Annotated in this window: 8 protein-coding genes; 3 read left to right on the top strand and 5 right to left on the bottom strand. The window is 64.1% G+C overall.

The genetic code is table 11. The features are described from left to right. Positions 1 to 73: 73 nt before the first annotated feature. The 3 genes from MU846_RS09120 to mscK all read left to right on the top strand — a co-directional run bounded on the left by MU846_RS09120 (position 74) and on the right by mscK (position 4,939). Entirely contained in the window at positions 74 to 478 is a 405-nt protein-coding gene (locus MU846_RS09120) for a PA2779 family protein (protein WP_246951907.1), read from the top strand. 62 nt (positions 479 to 540) lie between these two features. Continuing rightward, entirely contained in the window at positions 541 to 1,524 is a 984-nt protein-coding gene (locus MU846_RS09115) for a PA2778 family cysteine peptidase (RefSeq protein WP_246951905.1), read from the top strand. A 97-nt stretch (positions 1,525 to 1,621) separates the two neighbouring features. Then, positions 1,622 to 4,939: a mechanosensitive channel MscK gene (mscK, locus tag MU846_RS09110; protein WP_246951903.1), complete on the top strand. Its 3,318-nt coding sequence runs from the start codon at positions 1,622 to 1,624 to the stop codon at positions 4,937 to 4,939. 86 nt (positions 4,940 to 5,025) lie between these two features. Here the strand turns inward: mscK and MU846_RS09105 are convergent, their stop codons facing one another. The 5 genes from MU846_RS09105 to MU846_RS09085 all read right to left on the bottom strand — a co-directional run bounded on the left by MU846_RS09105 (position 5,026) and on the right by MU846_RS09085 (position 17,083). After that, positions 5,026 to 5,787, bottom strand: coding sequence for an ABC transporter permease (locus MU846_RS09105; protein ID WP_246951901.1), 762 nt, complete (start codon positions 5,785 to 5,787; stop codon positions 5,026 to 5,028). After that, entirely contained in the window at positions 5,784 to 6,746 is a 963-nt protein-coding gene (locus tag MU846_RS09100) for an ABC transporter ATP-binding protein (protein WP_246951899.1), read from the bottom strand. The genes MU846_RS09105 and MU846_RS09100 overlap by 4 nt, the downstream gene beginning before the upstream one ends. A 58-nt stretch (positions 6,747 to 6,804) precedes the next feature. Next, a complete protein-coding gene (locus MU846_RS09095) occupies positions 6,805 to 8,631 on the bottom strand; it encodes an ABC transporter ATP-binding protein (protein ID WP_246951897.1) in 1,827 nt (608 codons plus the stop codon). 490 nt (positions 8,632 to 9,121) lie between these two features. Further along, positions 9,122 to 11,470, bottom strand: a complete 2,349-nt coding sequence (gene pbpC, locus MU846_RS09090) for a penicillin-binding protein 1C (RefSeq protein WP_246951895.1) — start codon at positions 11,468 to 11,470, stop codon at positions 9,122 to 9,124. Between the two features lie 60 nt (positions 11,471 to 11,530). After that, complete coding sequence (locus MU846_RS09085; protein ID WP_246951892.1) at positions 11,531 to 17,083, bottom strand: MG2 domain-containing protein; 5,553 nt, start codon at positions 17,081 to 17,083, stop codon at positions 11,531 to 11,533. Positions 17,084 to 17,094 lie beyond the last annotated feature (11 nt).

Genomic DNA, 17,094 nt, shown 5'->3' with positions numbered 1-17,094 from the left:
GCCGCGCCCGAGCACCCACACCACGATGTGCTAGCGTTTTCAAGGTCACCAATGCCCGTGGAGGAGAACACCCATGAACACAAGAGCTGTTATTGTTCGCGCACTTGTCGTCGTCATGCTGGCGGTACAAACGCTCATGCTGCCTGCTGCCCATGCGGCCATGATCGGCACCGACCTTAATGGCATGATCGGCACCACCGACTTGCTCGCGCAGGAGCAACGAGCCGACAATCAGGCACGGCTTAAAGCCGCTCTCGAACGCAGCGAAGCCACCAGTGCACTGGAGCGTTTCGGCGTTGATCCGGCGCAGATTGATGAGCGGCTGGATCGCCTGAGCGACGCAGAGCTGGCCAGCCTTGCCGACCAGGCGGACGAGTTGCCAGCCGGCGAAGGGGCACTGGGCGTATTGGTATTTATTCTGGTATTGCTGATCGTGCTTGATCTGCTCGGCGTCACCAACGTTTTTCCGAGAATTTGATAGAGCATTTAATAGGAATTTAATAGAAAGCCTGACCGAGAACCCGAGAGAGAACCTGACTCATGCCATACCTGCGCGGGCACCGCCGTTGGGCCCTGCCCGCTCTGTTATTGCTGGTAGCCCTCGCCGGCTGCCAGAGCCGCGCCCCGCTGAGCGCCGGTATGCCCGGCGAGGCGCAGGTGCCGGCCGTGCCATTCTTTCCCCAGGACGATTACCAGTGCGGGCCGGCGGCGCTGGCGACGGTGCTTGGCAGTGCCGGGGTAGCGGCGGCGCCGCAAGCGCTGGTGGCGGAAGTCTGGCTGCCGCAGCGGCAAGGCAGCCTGGCGATGGAGCTGGTGGCCGCCGCTCGCGCTCGGGAGCGACTGGTCTATCCGGTCACGACGCCCAGTGCCTTGATGGCCAATCTCGACGTGGGTTATCCCGTGCTGGTGCTGCAAAACCTGGCCCTCTCTTTCTATCCACGCTGGCACTTTGCCGTGGTCACCGGTTATCGCCGTGACGGCGCCAGCGTGATCCTCAATACCGACACACGCGAAGCGGAACCGATGCGCTGGAACCGCTTCGTTCGCACCTGGCAGCGGGCCGATCAGCAAGGCTGGGTGGTGCTGCCTGTCGGCGAGTTGCCGCCACAGACGCGGCCCGTGCTGCTGGTGCAGGCGCTGGAAGAATTGGCCGGCACCGCGGGCGCCGCCGCCGCCGCGCCTTACTGGCACGCTACCGCACAACGACATCCGGACGATTATCTGGTGCAGTTCGCGCTGGGCAATCATCTATGGGCACGCCAGCAATCCGCAGCTGCCATCGAGGCCTGGCGCACCGCCACCGTGCTGCGCCCGCAAGCCTTCGCGGCCTGGAACAATCTGGCGCTGGCGCTGGCAGCGCTTGGCTGTGATACGGCAGACGCACTGCGGGGTGCGCGCCACAGCGAGCATGCACCGCAGGCTCTGGCCGCGCTCGAACGCCGCCTGGCGGCTACCGCGACCACTGTCGCGGCATCAACTGCCGCAGCATCGGCTACCGCAACGAACATCGCCGCCTGCCGCTAGCAGGCCACCGCAGCGAAGCAGCACCATCACAGGCACTGGCGGCGGCGCCAGATTCTGCGATCATGCAGGCTGCTTGTTCTCGTCACAGGAACCGACAATGATCCTGCCGCCATTCTTCCTGCGCTCACTGCTGCCCTGCATGGCCTTGCTCGGCGTTGCCCTGGCCGGCTACGCCCAGCCCCTGCCTGAACCGGATGCCGTGCGCGGCCAGCTGCAACACCTCGCCACGCAGGAGCTGCCCGCTGCCCAGGCTGCCGAGCTGCGCAGTGAGCTGGAGCTGACCCTGCAATGGCTTGAGGAGCTTGCCGATACCCAACGCCGCCAGCAGCAATTGCAACAGCGCTTGCGCGACGCACCGGCCGACAGCCTGCGCCAGCAGCGCGCGCTGGCGCGGTTTCGCGACGCTGATCCGGCGGCCTTGCGGGCCGATTACCAGAACCGCGACCTGGAGAATCTCAACGCCCTGCTGATGGAAACACTGACCAGCCAGGAAGCGCTGCAACAAACGCTGGCCGACACCACCAGCGACATCGCCGCCCAGCAGATCCTGCCCGAGCGGGTGCAGGCGGCGCTGGCCAGCGCGCTACAGGAGCAGGAAAACGCCCGCATCGAGTTGATGCAGCTGAGCGTGCGCGATGATGCCTCGGCGCAGCAGATCGTCGGCGACCGGTTGCGCACCCAGATTGCGGCGCTGAATGCCCGGCTGGAACTGCACCGCATGGAAATGCAGGCCAGCGCCGAGCTGAAAGCCCTGGCCAGCCAGCGCGCCACGTTGCTGCAACGCCAGATCGACGACCACGATGCCCGCCTGAGCGTGCTTCAGGATGTGCTGGATGCCAAACGCAAGGCGCACACACTCGCCGCCATCGCGGCCAGCCGTGAACAGCTCACCGAGCTGCCGGATACGCCGGTGTTACAGGCACAGCTGGCCACCAACAATACGCTGGCCGAGCGCCTGCTGGCGGTCACATCGCAAGTCAATGAGCAGTTGCGCGTGAACGTGCAGCTGCGCAGCCAGCTCGACAAGGTGCGCCAGCTGGAGCGCTCACTGACCGAGCAGGTATCGGCATTGCAGGGCAGCCTGCTGCTGTCGCGGCTGTTGTTCCAGCAACAACGCCTGCTGCCACAGCTTGCCCGCCAGCCCGGCGGCTCGCTGGATATCCCGGCGCTGCGGCTGGAGCAGTTTCAGATTTCCGGCCAGCGCGACGCACTGCTACAACCGCAGGGGCTCGCCCGGCAGTTGCTGGAAGAAGCCGGCCATGCCGACGATGCAGCGGCCGAAGCAGCCCTCATCAACATACTGCAAGTGCGCCAGGAATTGCTGCAACAGCTTGACCCGGAGCTGACGCAATTGCTGTCGCTGGCCATCAATGGCACCACGCTGCGCCAACAATTGCAGACCGCCAGCCGGCAATCCCGAGCCACCATCGAAGAGCAACTGCTGTGGATGCCCAGCAACCGTGCTTTGACGGTGCCCACCTTGCTGGAGATGCCGGCACGCTTCGCCCGGCAAGTCGCGGCCCTTTGGCAACATCCCACCTGGCGCCAGGCGCTGGAGCGCGTGCAAGCGCGCTGGCCGCTGATCCTGCTCGCCGGGCTGGCAGCGCTGGTATTGCTGGTGCGGCGCCCGGCGCTGCGCCGGCGCCTGGCGGCCATCGACGAGCAGATCGGCTTTCTGCGGCTGGATGCCCAGCGCAACACTCCCGCCGCGCTGGCGCTGAACGTGCTCGCCGTGGCGCCGCTGCCATTAGTGCTCGGTGCCACCGGGCTGGTGCTGCGTAGCGGCGACACCGCCGGCGCCACGCTGATCGGCGCCGCCATGATGAAGCTGGCAATGATCGCGCTGGTATTCGGACTGTTGTTGCGGCTGTTCCGCCGCGACGGCGTCATCATCCGGCACTTCCGCTGGCCGGCCGAGAATACTCGCGCCATGCGTCGCCTGCTGCTGTTGCTCGGGCTTGCCTTTGTGCCACTGGCAGCGGTGATTGCCGTTGGCGAGCAGACACCGCAGCGGCTTGCGGATGATGTGATCGGCTTGTGGGTGATGTTGCTCGCGGGGCCGATCCTGGCGGCGCTGATGTGGCGGCTGGTGGCCGGCTACCCGAGTGCGCCGGGGGTGCGCCTGCTGCGCCTTTCCATTGCTGCCATCGCGCTGGCACCGCTGCTGCTGACAGTGCTGGCCGCGCTGGGCTACTACTACACCGCCGTGCGCCTTGGCGGCCGGCTGGTGGATTCGTTTTACCTGCTGGTGTTGTGGTTGCTCTGCGCCGCTACGGTGCGCCGTGGCCTGACACTGGCGGCCCGCCGGCTGGCCTATCGGCGGGCGCTGATACGGCGCGAAGAGCTGCGCCTGGCCAAGCAGGCCGAGCCGAGCGATGTGCCCGAAGCGGAAGAGCCGCCGCTTGATCTGGCGCTGGTGAACACCCAGGCATTGCGCATCGCACATCTGTTTTTGCTGCTGGTATTTGGTGTTGCCATTTATTGGGTCTGGGCTGATCTGATCGGGGCGATGTCTTACCTCGACACCATTACCTTGTGGCAACAGACCGTGGGCACCGGCGAGCAGGCGCAGCTGGTACGCACCAGCCTTGGTGATGTGGTATTCGGGATGCTATTTCTGATCGTGGCGCTGATGATGGCCCGCAACCTGCCTGGCCTGCTCGAAGTGGCGGTGCTGTCTCGGCTGGCACTACGGCCGGGCAGCGCCTACACCATCACCTCCCTGCTGGCTTATATCATCACGGCGGTCGGGCTGGTGGTCGCCATTGGCTCGCTCGGCGTTTCCTGGGACAAGTTGCAGTGGCTGGTGGCCGCATTGGGTGTGGGGCTGGGCTTTGGCCTGCAAGAAATCTTCGGCAACTTTGTCGCCGGCATTATCGTGTTGTTCGAGCGCCCGGTGCGCGTGGGCGATCTGATTACGCTGGGCAATCACACCGGCACGGTGACGCGCATTCGCATCCGCGCTACCACCGTGCGCGACGGTGACGGCAAGGAAGTGATTATCCCGAACAAGGCGTTCGTCACCGACCGGCTGGTGAACTGGTCGCTCACGGATACCATTACGCGGCTGGTGATCCAGATCGGCTTTGCCCACGGCAGCGACCCGGAGCTGATCCGGCGCTTGCTGCTCCAGGCCGCCAGCGAGAACCCGCGAGTGATGCAAACGCCCGCGCCGCAGGCCATCTTCACCGCCTTCGGCAGCGCCACCCAGGATCACGAGCTGCGGGTGCATGTCAGCGAACTGGCGGACCGCACCCCGGCCGGTGACGAGCTCAACCGACGCATCGACCAGCTTTGCCGCGAGCAGGGGCTGCGCATTTCCTACAGCCAGGTGGATGTACACATTCTCAACCGGGCCGGTGACGAGATTGCCTTGCAGCAATCCCCGGCCAGCAGCAGCCAGGCCAACACCTGAGCAACGGCCCGCAGGCGGCAGCAAGGCCGATGCCTGACGGACTGGCAGACTGACGCCGACATCACGGCGCCGTCGGCGTGGTGATGTCAGCTTTTCAAGCGGTAGCCTGTGCGGAAAATCCAGGCAATCACAGCAACGCAGCCCAGCATGAACAGTAGCGTCATGCCGAAACTGAGCACTATATTCACATCCGCCTGGCCATAAAAACTCCAGCGAAAGCCGCTGACAAGATAGACCACCGGGTTGAACAGAGTGATGGTTTGCCACAGCGGCGGCAGCATGCTCAGGGAATAGAAAGTGCCGCCGAGAAAGGCCAGCGGCGTGACAATCATCAGCGGAATGATCTGCAATTTTTCGAAACCGTCGGCCCAGATACCGATGATAAAACCGAACAGGCTGAACGTGATCGCCGTGAGCACCAGAAACGCGATCATCCAGAACGGGTGCTCGATCTGGAACGGCACAAATAACCGCGCCGTGATCAATACCAGCAGCCCCAGCAGCACGGACTTGCTGGCCGCAGCGCCCACATAGCCGATTACCACTTCGGTCGCCGTGACCGGCGCCGACAATACCTCGTAGATAGTGCCGCTGTAACGCGGCATGAAGATACCAAAAGAGGCATTGGAAATACTCTCGGTGAGCAGCATCAGCATGATCAGGCCCGGTACGATAAAGGCACCGTAACTCACGCCATCGATCTCCACCATGCGTGAACCGATCGCGGAGCCGAACACGATGAAATAAAGTGAGGTAGAAATCACCGGCGAAGCGATGCTCTGCAACAGGGTCCGAAAAGTACGCGCCATTTCGAAGCGGTAAATGGCACTGACGGCACGGAAATTCATTCTGCTCCCTCCCGCGCCTGCACCAGGCTGACAAAGATATCTTCCAGCGAACTCTGATGACTATGCAGATCGACAAACTCGATACCCTGCTCGCCCAGGCGGCGCATCAGCACGGCAATGCCGGCCTGGGCGCCCTGCGAATCAAAGTGGTAGTGCAGCGCGCAGCCATCGGCAGATAACGTCAGCGGCAAATCAGACAATGCTTCTGGAATATCCGCCAGCGGATGCTGTAATTGCACCGTGAGCTGTTTCTTGCCGAGCTTTTCCATCAGCGCGGCTTTCTCTTCCACCAGCGTGATGCGCCCGCCACGGATGATGCCGATGCGATCGGCCATTTCTTCCGCTTCTTCGATGTAGTGGGTGGTGAGAATGATCGTTACGCCGTTTTCACGCAGGCGCCGCACCATTGCCCACATATCGCGCCGCAGCGAGACATCCACCCCTGCCGTTGGCTCATCCAGAAACAGCACCGCCGGCTCGTGGGAGAGCGCCTTGGCAATCATCACGCGGCGCTTCATGCCACCGGATAGCGCCATGATGCGCTCGTTGCGTTTGTCCCACAGCGACAGCTCGCGCAGGATGCGCTCCACCAGTGCCTTGTCGGCAGGCTTGCCGAACAAGCCACGGCTGAAATTCACCGTCGCCCAGACGGTTTCGAACATGTCCGTGGTCAGCTCCTGCGGCACCAGCCCGATCAGGCTGCGTGCGGCACGAAACTCTCGCCAGATATCATGGCCGCCCACCCGCACCTGCCCGCTACTGGCATTGACGATGCCGCAGATAATACTGATCAGGGTAGTTTTGCCAGCGCCATTGGGCCCCAGCAGCGCAAATATTTCGCCGCGCCGGATATCCAGATTCACGCTATCCAGCGCGCGAAAGCCGCCGGCGTAGGTCTTGCTCAGTTCTGTTACCGTAATAATCGACGGCGCTCTTTTTTCTTCCCTTGTCTCTGCCATTGCTCCTTTGCCCCTTCCCTTGCCCTTTTCCTTCACTATGGCGCCTGGGCCGTCCCGATCAGTTATCCAGAAATCCGCCCGACTGCCGCTGCCAGAGCTGTGCATAAACACCCCCCCTGGCAACCAGCTCATCATGTGTACCCTGCTCGATGATGCGGCCATGATCCATCACCACCAGCCGATCCATCGCCGCGATGGTGGACAGCCGGTGCGCAATAGCGATCACCGTCTTGCCGGCCATCAGCTGATCCATGTTTTCCTGAATCGCTGTTTCCACTTCCGAATCCAGCGCCGAGGTAGCCTCATCGAGAATCAGGATGGGCGCATCTTTCAATACCACGCGGGCAATTGCCACGCGCTGCCGCTGGCCACCCGAGAGCTTCACGCCGCGCTCGCCCACATGGGCATCCAGCCCGGTGCGCCCTTTGCTGTCTGCCAGGGCCGGGATAAATTCCCAGGCATGCGCACGGCGGGCGGCTTCGATCACCTGCTCCTCCGTCGCATCAGGCTTTCCGTAACGTATATTGTCGCGCACCGATCGGTGCAACAGGGAGGTATCCTGCGTGACCATGCCGATATTTGTGCGCAGCGATTCCTGCGTCACGCTGGCGATATCCTGCCCGTCGATCAGAATGCGCCCTTGCTCCACATCGTGAAACCGCAGCAGCAGGCCGACCAGGGTGGATTTACCGGCGCCGGAACGGCCTATCAGGCCCACTTTTTCGCCCGGCCGGATGGTCAGATCAAGATCCTCGAACAAGCCACCCGGCTGCCCGTAATGAAAGGCGACATGCTCGAAACGGATTTCGCCTTTTGGCACTGCCAGCGTGCCGGCGTTTTGCTGATCGCGCACCTGATGCGGTAACGCAATGGTGCTGATGCCATCCTGCACGGTGCCGATATTTTCGAACAGGCTGGCGGTTTCCCACATCACCCATTGCGACATACCCCAAAGCCGCAGCACCAGCCCCAGCGCCACCGCTACAGCGCCAACGCTGACCAGCTCGCCGAGCCACAACCACACCGCCAATGCCGCTACACTGAACAGCAGCAAGGAATTGAGCAGATACAACACCCCATTGAGCAAGGTGATCAGTCGCATCTGCTGATACACCGTGCGCAAAAATCCATTCATGCCTTCGTGCGCATAAGACGCCTCACGCCGGGCGTGGGAGAACAACTTGATCGTCTGGATATTGGTATAACTGTCGACGATGCGGCCCGTCATCACCGCTCGCTCGTTCGCCTGGCGCTCGGCAATGCGCCCCATCATCGGCACAAATATCCGCAGGAACACGATATAGCACAACAGCCACACCAGCAGCGGCGAGGCCAGCCGCCAGTCGGCGCTGGCAATGATGAATACCGTGCCCAGAAAATACACCAGCACATAATTGAGCACATCTATCAGTTTGATGACGGCCTCACGCACCGCCAGCGCGGTTTGCATCACCTTGGTGGCGATGCGGCCGGCAAATTCATCCTGAAAGAAATGCATCGACTGGCCCAGCAGATAGCGGTGCACCAGCCAGCGGATGCGCATCGGATAATTGCCCATCAGAATCTGATGCAACACCAGCGAATGCAGCACTACCGCAAGCGGCAATCCCACCAGCACCACTGCCGCCATCCACGCCAGATGCCGCCCCTCGCGCTGGAGAAAGGTGTCGCGATCCTGCACCGACAACCAATCGACGATGTTGCCGAGAAAGCCGAACATCCATACTTCGATCAGCGCGATCACTGCCATCAGCAACGCACTGAGGCACAGATAGGGCCAGGCGCCTCGGGTGTAGTGGTGCAGGAACGCCAGCAGGGTTGTCGGCGGCATCGCCGGTTGCTCGGCGGGGAACGGCTCTAGCCGTCGTTCAAACCAGCGAAACATGAAGAGCCTTTTGGGTCGTACGCCTGATGCTGCTCAGCTGCTGCCTATCAGACGTTGGAAAAAAGATGCCGGATCATAAGATCACCGGGCGGGTCGTGGTCAAGCGATGGCAGTGCCGTTGCAGAAGATGGCGGTTGCCGGCCGTGACTTCAAGGCACCCTGCCGCGCCGATGGCATCAACACGCAGTGCTATCCGCGCCGGGCGCCCGGCACGGCGCACCATGTGCGGCACGTTGGCCCGGCACGCGTTTGCCCGATAGCCCGACTGCCAGCCTGACCATACCACTAGCCTCGCACCCGACCGCCAGCCACTCGGTGCCAGCGGCGCGCCGTCCCACGCCAGCGCCCTCCCTCCACCGTTGACCAGGCGACCCTGCAGCACAAGCCGAATGCAACCTGGCCACAGCAACAGCGCCCATTGACGCAAGCGCAACGCGCTGGCCAGCCATAGTGTGCAATAACCCCAGGCCGCCAGCGCCGTACCCAACCGTCAACCACTCGGCGCCAGCGGCGCGCCTTCCCGCGCCAGTGCCTTCACCCATTGCACCAGCCGCTGGCCATGCTGATCCACCAGCACCAGTTGGTGCCAGCCCGGCGACAGCAGCAGCGCACGCTCGTGAAAATGCCGTGTCTCGCCCAGATAGCGATTGTCCAGATGCCATTGCAGCCGTGCTCGCGGATCGCGATGCACCGCCCGAAACATCACCCGCCCGAGCCGCCCGTCCAGGTCCTTTGGCACCATTACCCGCGTGCCGTCCTGCGGATACAACAGCGCCATCGGGTGATCGCTGCTGAAGTCCGCCAGCTCTGCCAGGCAATCCTCCCGCCAGGGCGGCAGTGGCAGGTACTCCGGGTGGTGGCGGCGCCAGTAGAACTCCTGCGCAGCGGGCAATACAAACCGGGACTGCCCTTGCATGCGCAGCGGGTTTTCACAGCCGGCATGAACCCGCTGGCCGCTGGCATCCACCTGCACCCGGTGATAATGCGGCGACAGCTGCCGGAAGTGGCTGTCACGGGGTGCCTGAGTAACCTGCGTGGGGCAATCACCGCTGGGCAGCAGCCCGTCATCGGCGCACACCTCAAGCGTTTGCAGCGCCCAGTGAGGCGTGGGCAACCAAGGAGCGACGCCTAGCAGGCTGAACACCTCCAGCATCACCGGCGCGGCAGCGGTGGTACCGGTCAGCTGCGGCACCCCCTGCCCTTCGGCGTTGCCGGCCCAGACGCCCACAGTGTACTGCCCATTGCTGCCAATGGCCCAACCATCGCGTAGCCCGAAACTGGTGCCGGTTTTCCAGGCGATCATCTGGCTGGAGCTGTATTCGCGCCACAGGCTGTCCTCGCCGGGCCGCACCACATCGGTCAGCGCGGCCAGTGTCAGCCATGCCGCGCCCTGGCCCATCACTGCCGGCAGTGGCTCTGGCGTCTGGCCCAGCAACCATTGCGGCCGTATGGGTTGCGCATCCGCGCCGTCACGCGCTATGCGCACCAGGTTCATGTTCAGCGTGGCCAGCTCCCACAAGGTGGATTCCGAGCCGCCCAGAATCAGCGCCAGGCCATAATCCGACGGCGGCCGGAACAAGCTGCTCAGGCCCAGCGCGGTGAGCTGATCGTGAAAGCGCTCCACCCCGTACTCGCGCAACATGCGCACCATGGGCACGTTCAGGGAGCGCGCCAGCGCCTGCTCTGCCGGCACCGCGCCGCGATACTGGCGGTCATAATTCTCCGGGCTGTAGCCGGCAAAATGGGTGGGGATATCGGCGACCAGCGTGGGCGGCAACAGCTGCCCTTCATCGAGCATCAGCGCATACAAGAATGGTTTCAGCAGGCTGCCGTTGCTGCGCGGCCGCTGGATCAGATCGATCATGCTGCCGGCCCGGTCGGCCGCGCCGGCAGCATGATTACCCACATAGGCGCGCACTTCGCCGCTGCGATGATCCAGCACCAGCAGCGCCAGATCGTGCACACCCTCGCGGGCCAGCCGCTGGCCATGCCGCGCCGCGATGGCAGCCACGCTTTGCTGGAGGCTGCGGCTCAAAGTGGTGTGGAAAAAACCTGCGTTGCCCCGCTGCTGGAGCGTATCCAGCAGGTGCGGTGCCAGCCGGGGCAGCGGCTGTGGTGCCTGGGGCAAGGGCTCGGCCAGTGCCAGGCGATGATCCAGCGCTGTGAAGGCGCCCTGGGCAAATAATGTATCCAGCAACTGGTCGCGGCGGCGCTGCAACGCCTCGCGATTGCGGCCGGGGTGCAGCAGCGCCGGGTTGTTCGGCAGCACCGCCAGCACCGCCGCCTCGGCCCAGCTCAGTTCCGTGGGCGGGCGATCGAAATAGCGCCAGGCGGCCGCGTTGAGGCCCACCACGTTGCCGCCAAATGGCGCGTGGCTGGCATACAGCGCCAACAATTCATCCTTGCTGAAGCGCAGCTCCAGCCTCAGTGCCAGCACGGCCTCGTGCAGCTTGGCCATCAATGTGCGCTGCTCGTGCCCGGCAATCTGTCGCGCCAGTTGCATGGTCAAAGTGCTGCCGCCGCTGACCACCCGGCGCGCTCGCAAGTTATCTCGCGCTGCCCGCAGCACCGCCAGCGGATCGACGCCGGGGTGATAGTAGAAACGCCGATCTTCGAACGTCAGCAACGCCTCGGCAAAACGCGGCGGCACCTGCGCAACCGGTGCAAAGCGCCATTGCTCATCGGCGGCAATGGTCGCCGCCAGCAGCCGCCCCTCACGATCCAGCAATGCGCGTGCGTAGGGCGCCTCCAGCAGCGGCGAGGGCAACGGCCAGGCGAGCAAGGCGACGATGGCAAGCACCGGCACGGAAAATAAAATGTAACGCTTGCGCAGACGCATGGGGCGTTCCGATCAATGCAGCCGCCTGCATACAGGCGGCTGCGCGGGCTGTCGTGCGGGTTAACGTGCCTCCACCGTGACCCAGCGGCCTGCGGTGCGCGCCTGCACGCTGGTGTCGTACATGTTTTCCACCTGCCAGCCCGGCAGGTAGAAACGCCCGGCAAAGGAGGCATTCAGCGACACCGTGATGGTGCGGCTCTCGCCAGCATCAAGGCCAAAATAACTCAGCACACGGTCATCGCGAATATCCTGATAATCCAGCGCCTGCGGTGTCTCCTCGCCGGCCATGCGCTGGTTGTTCACCTGCCAGCCGCTGGGCAGCACCTGCGTCAAGGCGAGCGGTGCCTGGCGGCGGCCACTGGTATTGGTGATCGTCACCTCGGCCTGGATATCCGTGCCCTGGGTAAGCTGCTGCACCGGCAGCGCAGCGCCGTCGGCGCCGGCAAAGCGCACCGTGAAGCTCAAGCCCTGGGACGCCCCGCGCTCATCGCCCGCCGCCGGCACGCCACGATTGGCCAGCACCACATACAACGGCCAGTCGCTATCGTTGCGCACCGCCAACGGCGCCGCCTCCGGCTGCGGTGATTGGCTGCTGAGCAATGCCTGCGGCTCATCCACCGCCTGCCACGCGGCCTCGCCCTGCCGCCAGGCAAATGCCAGACCGCGGGTGTCCGCGTCAGTGTCGAAATAACGCGCCAGCGACATCAGCGCCCAGGCCAGCGACTGCGTGCTGTACCAGCCATCCTGCGACAACGCATCGGCAATGGCCTGCACCTGCTGTTGCGCTTCCTCATGCCGGTTCAGCCCGCCCAGCACCGGCAGCAAGATAGCGCGATCACGCAATTGTGAGCCGAAGGTGTTGCCGGGCTCGTCGTAGCGTGCGGGCGTCAGGCTGGCGTTATCGGTGAGCGCCGCTGCCACATCCGGCATGCCCATCACCTGATACGCGGCCGCCAGCTGCCAGCGGGCGGTGTCGCCCAGCGACGTCGTATCCCGCAGGCGATTCATGGCGCCGGCATCCGGCGAGCCCGCCAGCGCCAGGGTGTAGAGGCGGTACGCCTGAGCAAGCTGGCTGTAGTGATTGCCCGTGACATAGCTGCGCGCCTGTTGCCGTTGGTAGTTCTGCCAGCGCTCCAGCATGTCTGCCGGCACGGCATAGCCCAGCCGCCGTGCTTCCAGCAGAAAATGCCCGCTGTAGCTGGTAGACCAGTCGTGCACACCAGACGCGCCGGGCCAGTAGGCGAAGCCGCCTTCCGCCAGTTGATAGCCACGCAGCCGATCAATGACGCGCTGCACGTTGGCGGCAGTATCCACTTGCTGCGCCTCGGTCAGCACCATCAGGCCCGGCAGATAAAGCTGCGGGAAGGCCCCGGAGGTGATCTGCTCCACACAGCCGTGGGGATAACGGATCAGATACTGCAAACGCTGCGCCAGATGCAGCGGCGGCACGCTGCTGACTTCCAGCGACACCGTATTGGTGCCCGCCATACCGTGCGGCATGAAATCCTGCGTCCAGGTTTCACCGGGGCTGACGGTGGCCACGATGCGCTCCACCGAGGGCGGGTTCGGGCTGCGCACGGTCATGTGCACTTCCTCGCTGACGGATTCGCTCCCGCCTTCCGCCTGCACGCGCACGGTGCCGGCACCCGCCTGCTCTCCCACCGACAGGCCCAGCACGGTGATCGCTTCACCCGGCGCATCGAAGGCCACGCTGGCCTCGCCCTGCGTTACCTGAAACAGCGGATCGGCCGACAGTCGTACGGTCACGTCATCAATGTCTGGCGATTGCACGAACAGATTCACCGGCACGGCGACTTCTTCGCTCGGCCCCAGCACGCGCGGCAGCGTGGTCAGCAGCGACAGCGGCTCGCGCACGGTAATGCTCTGCTCGGCACGGCCGTAGCGGCCATTGTCGCCGGCCACCAGCATCACGCGCACGGCGCCAAGGTATTGCGGCAAGGTCACTTCATGGCTGCGCTGCTCGCCCGGCTTGAGCTGGAAGGCGCCGAGGAAACGCACCACCGGCGGGAAGCGACGGCGGCGGCTGGCTTCGTCGTCCATTTCGGCGGCATCACTACCGCCGATGGCGATCAGCCGTTCCAGCGCACCGGAAAAAGCGCCGGCCACGTCGTCGAACAGATCCCAGGTGCGCACGCCCAGCGCTTCACGCCGAAAAAATTGCTGGTGCAGATCCGGGGTGCGGAAGTTGGTCAGCCCGAGCAATCCTTCATCCACCACCGCCAGGGTATAGGTCATCGGCTTGCCGTCGCTCTCGCGCACGGTGATGTCGAACGGCTGCTGCGGGCGCACTTCCGGCGCCACGGTAAGCTGCGGGTGCAGATGGGTGCCGGGGTCGGTGACCAGTAACGGCAACAGGCCGAACAATCGTAGCGGGCGGTCGTTGTCGCGCCCGGCATGGGGCTGCAACAACGTCACGCTGACATACACGTTGGGCGCCATATCAGCGGTGATGGGCACCTGGAAGCTTTGCTCACCCTCGCCCACATCAATCCAGTAGTGCCGCAACACCCGGCTGCCGGTTTCCAGGCTGACCAGTGCCCGGCCCTGTTCCGTTTCCGGCAATTGTACGGTAGCTGTCTCGCCCACGCGGTATTGCTGCTGATCGGAATACAGCGTCAGGCGGCTGGCGCCTTCGCCGCGCTCTTCCCGCGCCCGCCCGGCCCAGCCCGGCCAATCCATATAGAACACTTGCCCGGCACAGTGCCCGCCGTCGGGGTCGCACACCCGCACCAGATAACGCCCCCACTCGGGATAATCGATGCGCAGCGACCAGCTGCCTTCGCCATCTTCATTGGTGCTGACCGTGCCGCTTTGCAGCGCCAGGTGGCCTGCGCTGCTGGCATAGCGCGCCAGCGATTCGCCGCTCTGATCCCACCACCAGCGCCACTCGATCTTGTACAGCGACACCTCAAGGTTGCGCCGCGCCAGCGGCTTGCCGCTGCTGTCCAGCGCGGCGATGCGCACGCGATGGTCAGTGTCGGTGAGCAGCATGTCCCGCGCCTGATCGCCGGCCGGCAGGCGCAGGCCCACATAGCGTGGCCAGGGGTGGTAATCCAGCGCCCGGCTCTGGATGCTGAATTGCCCGCCCTGCTCGAACACGCGGCTGGTGAAGGTGACGCGCAACATGCCCGGCGCCGTCCGATCATGCAGCAGGGTCAGCGGAAAAGCTGCCTTGCCGGTGGCATCCAGCTGGCCTTCGAACACGGTCTGCTCGGCGCTGCTGAACTGGCGCGCCGGATCATCAAAATGAAAATCGGAAAAACTGTCGAAGCGTGTCGGCTTCGGGCTCAGCCGCACTTTGACATCCGCCTTGAGGCGGCTGGCGGTGGCACCGGACAACCACTGCGACGCCAGCGTCACTTGCCGCGGCAGCTCGGTCACACGCAGTGGTTCTTCGCCGGCATCCAGGGTGACGCTCAGCCGGTTCGGCACAATGGTTTCCACCCGTACCGGCGCATCGAACACCATGCCGCCCACCCGAGCGAGCACGCGCCACTGGCCGGTGGGCGCATCGTCGTCGGTGCGCAAGGTAAAGGTGTAGAAGTTGCCCACCGGCGTATTGTTGGTGCGGCTGGTGATGCGATTGCCACGCGGATCGTACAGCTCCAGCGTGACCGGATGCTGCGCTGGCAATATATCTTCACGATCTTCCAGCACAAAAGTCAGGTGCATATCGTCGCCCGGCCGCCACACATCGCGCTCGCCATAAAGATAGCCCTTGACCGCGTTGCGCACCTGCACGCCGCCCACATCAAAATGACTGGTGGGCAGTGCCAGGCCGCGTGCCAGTTTCAGGTAGCCGCGATCGGTGCCCCGTTGCGCGGTGAGATAAAACGCATTGCCATCCAGCGGCAGCGTCAACATGCCACGCGCATCCGTGGTGCCTTTTGCGATGCGCTGCTGCTGGTAGTTGTAGACCTCGATTTCTGTCCCGGCTGCCGCCTGCGCGGTGCGCAAATGCGTGCTGACCACATGCAACTGGTTATCGCTGCCCTGCTTCGCCAACAGGCCGAGATTCGATGACATCAGGTTGCGCGTTTCGCTGACCGGGTTGTCGTAGTCGTACAGGTAATACGCCGCGCTGCATGGATTGTGCCGTTCGGAGTACGCCACATAACCGGTGTTGTTGAACCAGTTTTCAATGCCATCCCAGCCGCTGGATTCCACCTGGCCGGGGGCTTCCCAGTTTTGCAGTGGCCGGTCCGGGTCCCGGGTCGGGGTGCTGTCGGCGCATTGCATCAGCACCTGATCGCGATCAATACGCAGCTCGAGCTGAAACAGCGTGCCCGGTTCATCGGTCGCCACCAGCTCGGAAACATCAAGCAGGTAACGCTGCCAGCGATCACGGGGCAAATCATTGAGCTGGAATTCCCGCCGCCACAGATAACGTCCAACATGCTGCAATCCGTGGCCATCGCCAAGACTGTTCTGCTGAAAGAACTGGCCGATATTGTTGCGGTACACTTTCAGCGCCGTCACTGTCACGGCGCGCACATTCACTGCCTCGAACGGCACTGTCAGCTGATCATTTTTCGGCAGCACCACGCCCTTGCCGACAAAACGCACACCCGGTTTGAGGCTGGCAAATGTCAGCGTCTGCTGCCAGGCTTCCCCCAGCCGCGCACCTTGCTCGTTGCGAAGGCCGGGCTCTATTCGCAGGCTCACCTCGCCGGTGACGTTTTCGGCAGGATAGATACGTAGCTGGCTACCCTCCACGCGGGCGCTGGCATCGCGGCCATCCAGCCGCACCAGCCCGGCCAGATTTTGCCGGGGCGCCAGCGGCGCACTGAACGTCACGGCGATATATTGCCGCTCTGCCGCCGTGATGCGCACATCGGTGACGGAAAACTCGCCCCGCGCCGGCACCCGCACCCGGTGTTCGCCTTGTTGTCCTGCGCCGAGCGCATGGCCATCCCAGCGCAGGCTCACTTCGCTGGCGCTGTCGCCACGCTGAATCTGTTCGATAACGAAGGTATGTTGCCGGCCACTGCTCTCATGCTGCCAGGTGATCGGCAGGCGGCGCTCGCCCTGGTGCGCCTGCAAAACGCGGATCACATCGTGCTCGGCGGCCTGATCCAGTGTCACCAGCTGGCCCGGCAGCTGCATCAGATCACCCGCCAGCGGCGCCAGCCCGTCGAGGCGCAGATCCAGGCTTTGCGGCAGTGCCGCCACCTCGAAACGGTATCGGCTGCTTGCGGTAACGCCCGGCAGTGCGGCGGGATCAAGAGTGACCTGATAACGCTCGCCCGCCTTCAACGGTGCAGCCAGATTGATGACCAGCTCGTCTTCACGGGGAAATACCGCCTCGAACTGCACCTTCGGCGTTATGCTGACCAGCCCGGCGACAGCGCGGCCCAACTGCTCCGAGCCCACCACCGGCTGCGTGAAACGGACGCGCAGCGGCCCGGAGGCCGGCACCTGTGCCGGCGAGCGGCTGGCGATATAAGGCGCCCAGTCGGCGGCGGTATCGGCGTGCTCCTGCTGCGCAACCGGCGCTGACGCAGGCTTGTCGTCGCAGGCAGCGAGACCCAGCGCCAGGCACAACAGCAGCAACGATCTGAGCAAACAGGAGGGGGCAACACGGGGCGTCATGGCATGGCATC

Source organism: Alcanivorax quisquiliarum (assembly GCF_023051175.1).
Taxonomy (GTDB): domain Bacteria; phylum Pseudomonadota; class Gammaproteobacteria; order Pseudomonadales; family Alcanivoracaceae; genus Isoalcanivorax; species Isoalcanivorax quisquiliarum.
The sequence above is the reverse complement of the archived record's forward strand: the minus strand, read 5'-3'. Positions and strand labels throughout refer to the sequence as shown.

Excerpts from the sequence above, each read along its gene's own strand:
- MU846_RS09120 (WP_246951907.1), top strand. The coding sequence starts at position 74 with ATGAACACAAGAGCTGTTATTGTTCGCGCACTTGTCGTCGTCATGCTG.
- MU846_RS09115 (WP_246951905.1), top strand. The coding sequence starts at position 541 with ATGCCATACCTGCGCGGGCACCGCCGTTGGGCCCTGCCCGCTCTGTTA.
- mscK (WP_246951903.1), top strand. The coding sequence starts at position 1,622 with ATGATCCTGCCGCCATTCTTCCTGCGCTCACTGCTGCCCTGCATGGCC.
- MU846_RS09105 (WP_246951901.1), bottom strand. The coding sequence starts at position 5,787 with ATGAATTTCCGTGCCGTCAGTGCCATTTACCGCTTCGAAATGGCGCGT.
- MU846_RS09100 (WP_246951899.1), bottom strand. The coding sequence starts at position 6,746 with ATGGCAGAGACAAGGGAAGAAAAAAGAGCGCCGTCGATTATTACGGTA.
- MU846_RS09095 (WP_246951897.1), bottom strand. The coding sequence starts at position 8,631 with ATGTTTCGCTGGTTTGAACGACGGCTAGAGCCGTTCCCCGCCGAGCAA.
- pbpC (WP_246951895.1), bottom strand. The coding sequence starts at position 11,470 with ATGCGTCTGCGCAAGCGTTACATTTTATTTTCCGTGCCGGTGCTTGCC.
- MU846_RS09085 (WP_246951892.1), bottom strand. The coding sequence starts at position 17,083 with ATGACGCCCCGTGTTGCCCCCTCCTGTTTGCTCAGATCGTTGCTGCTG.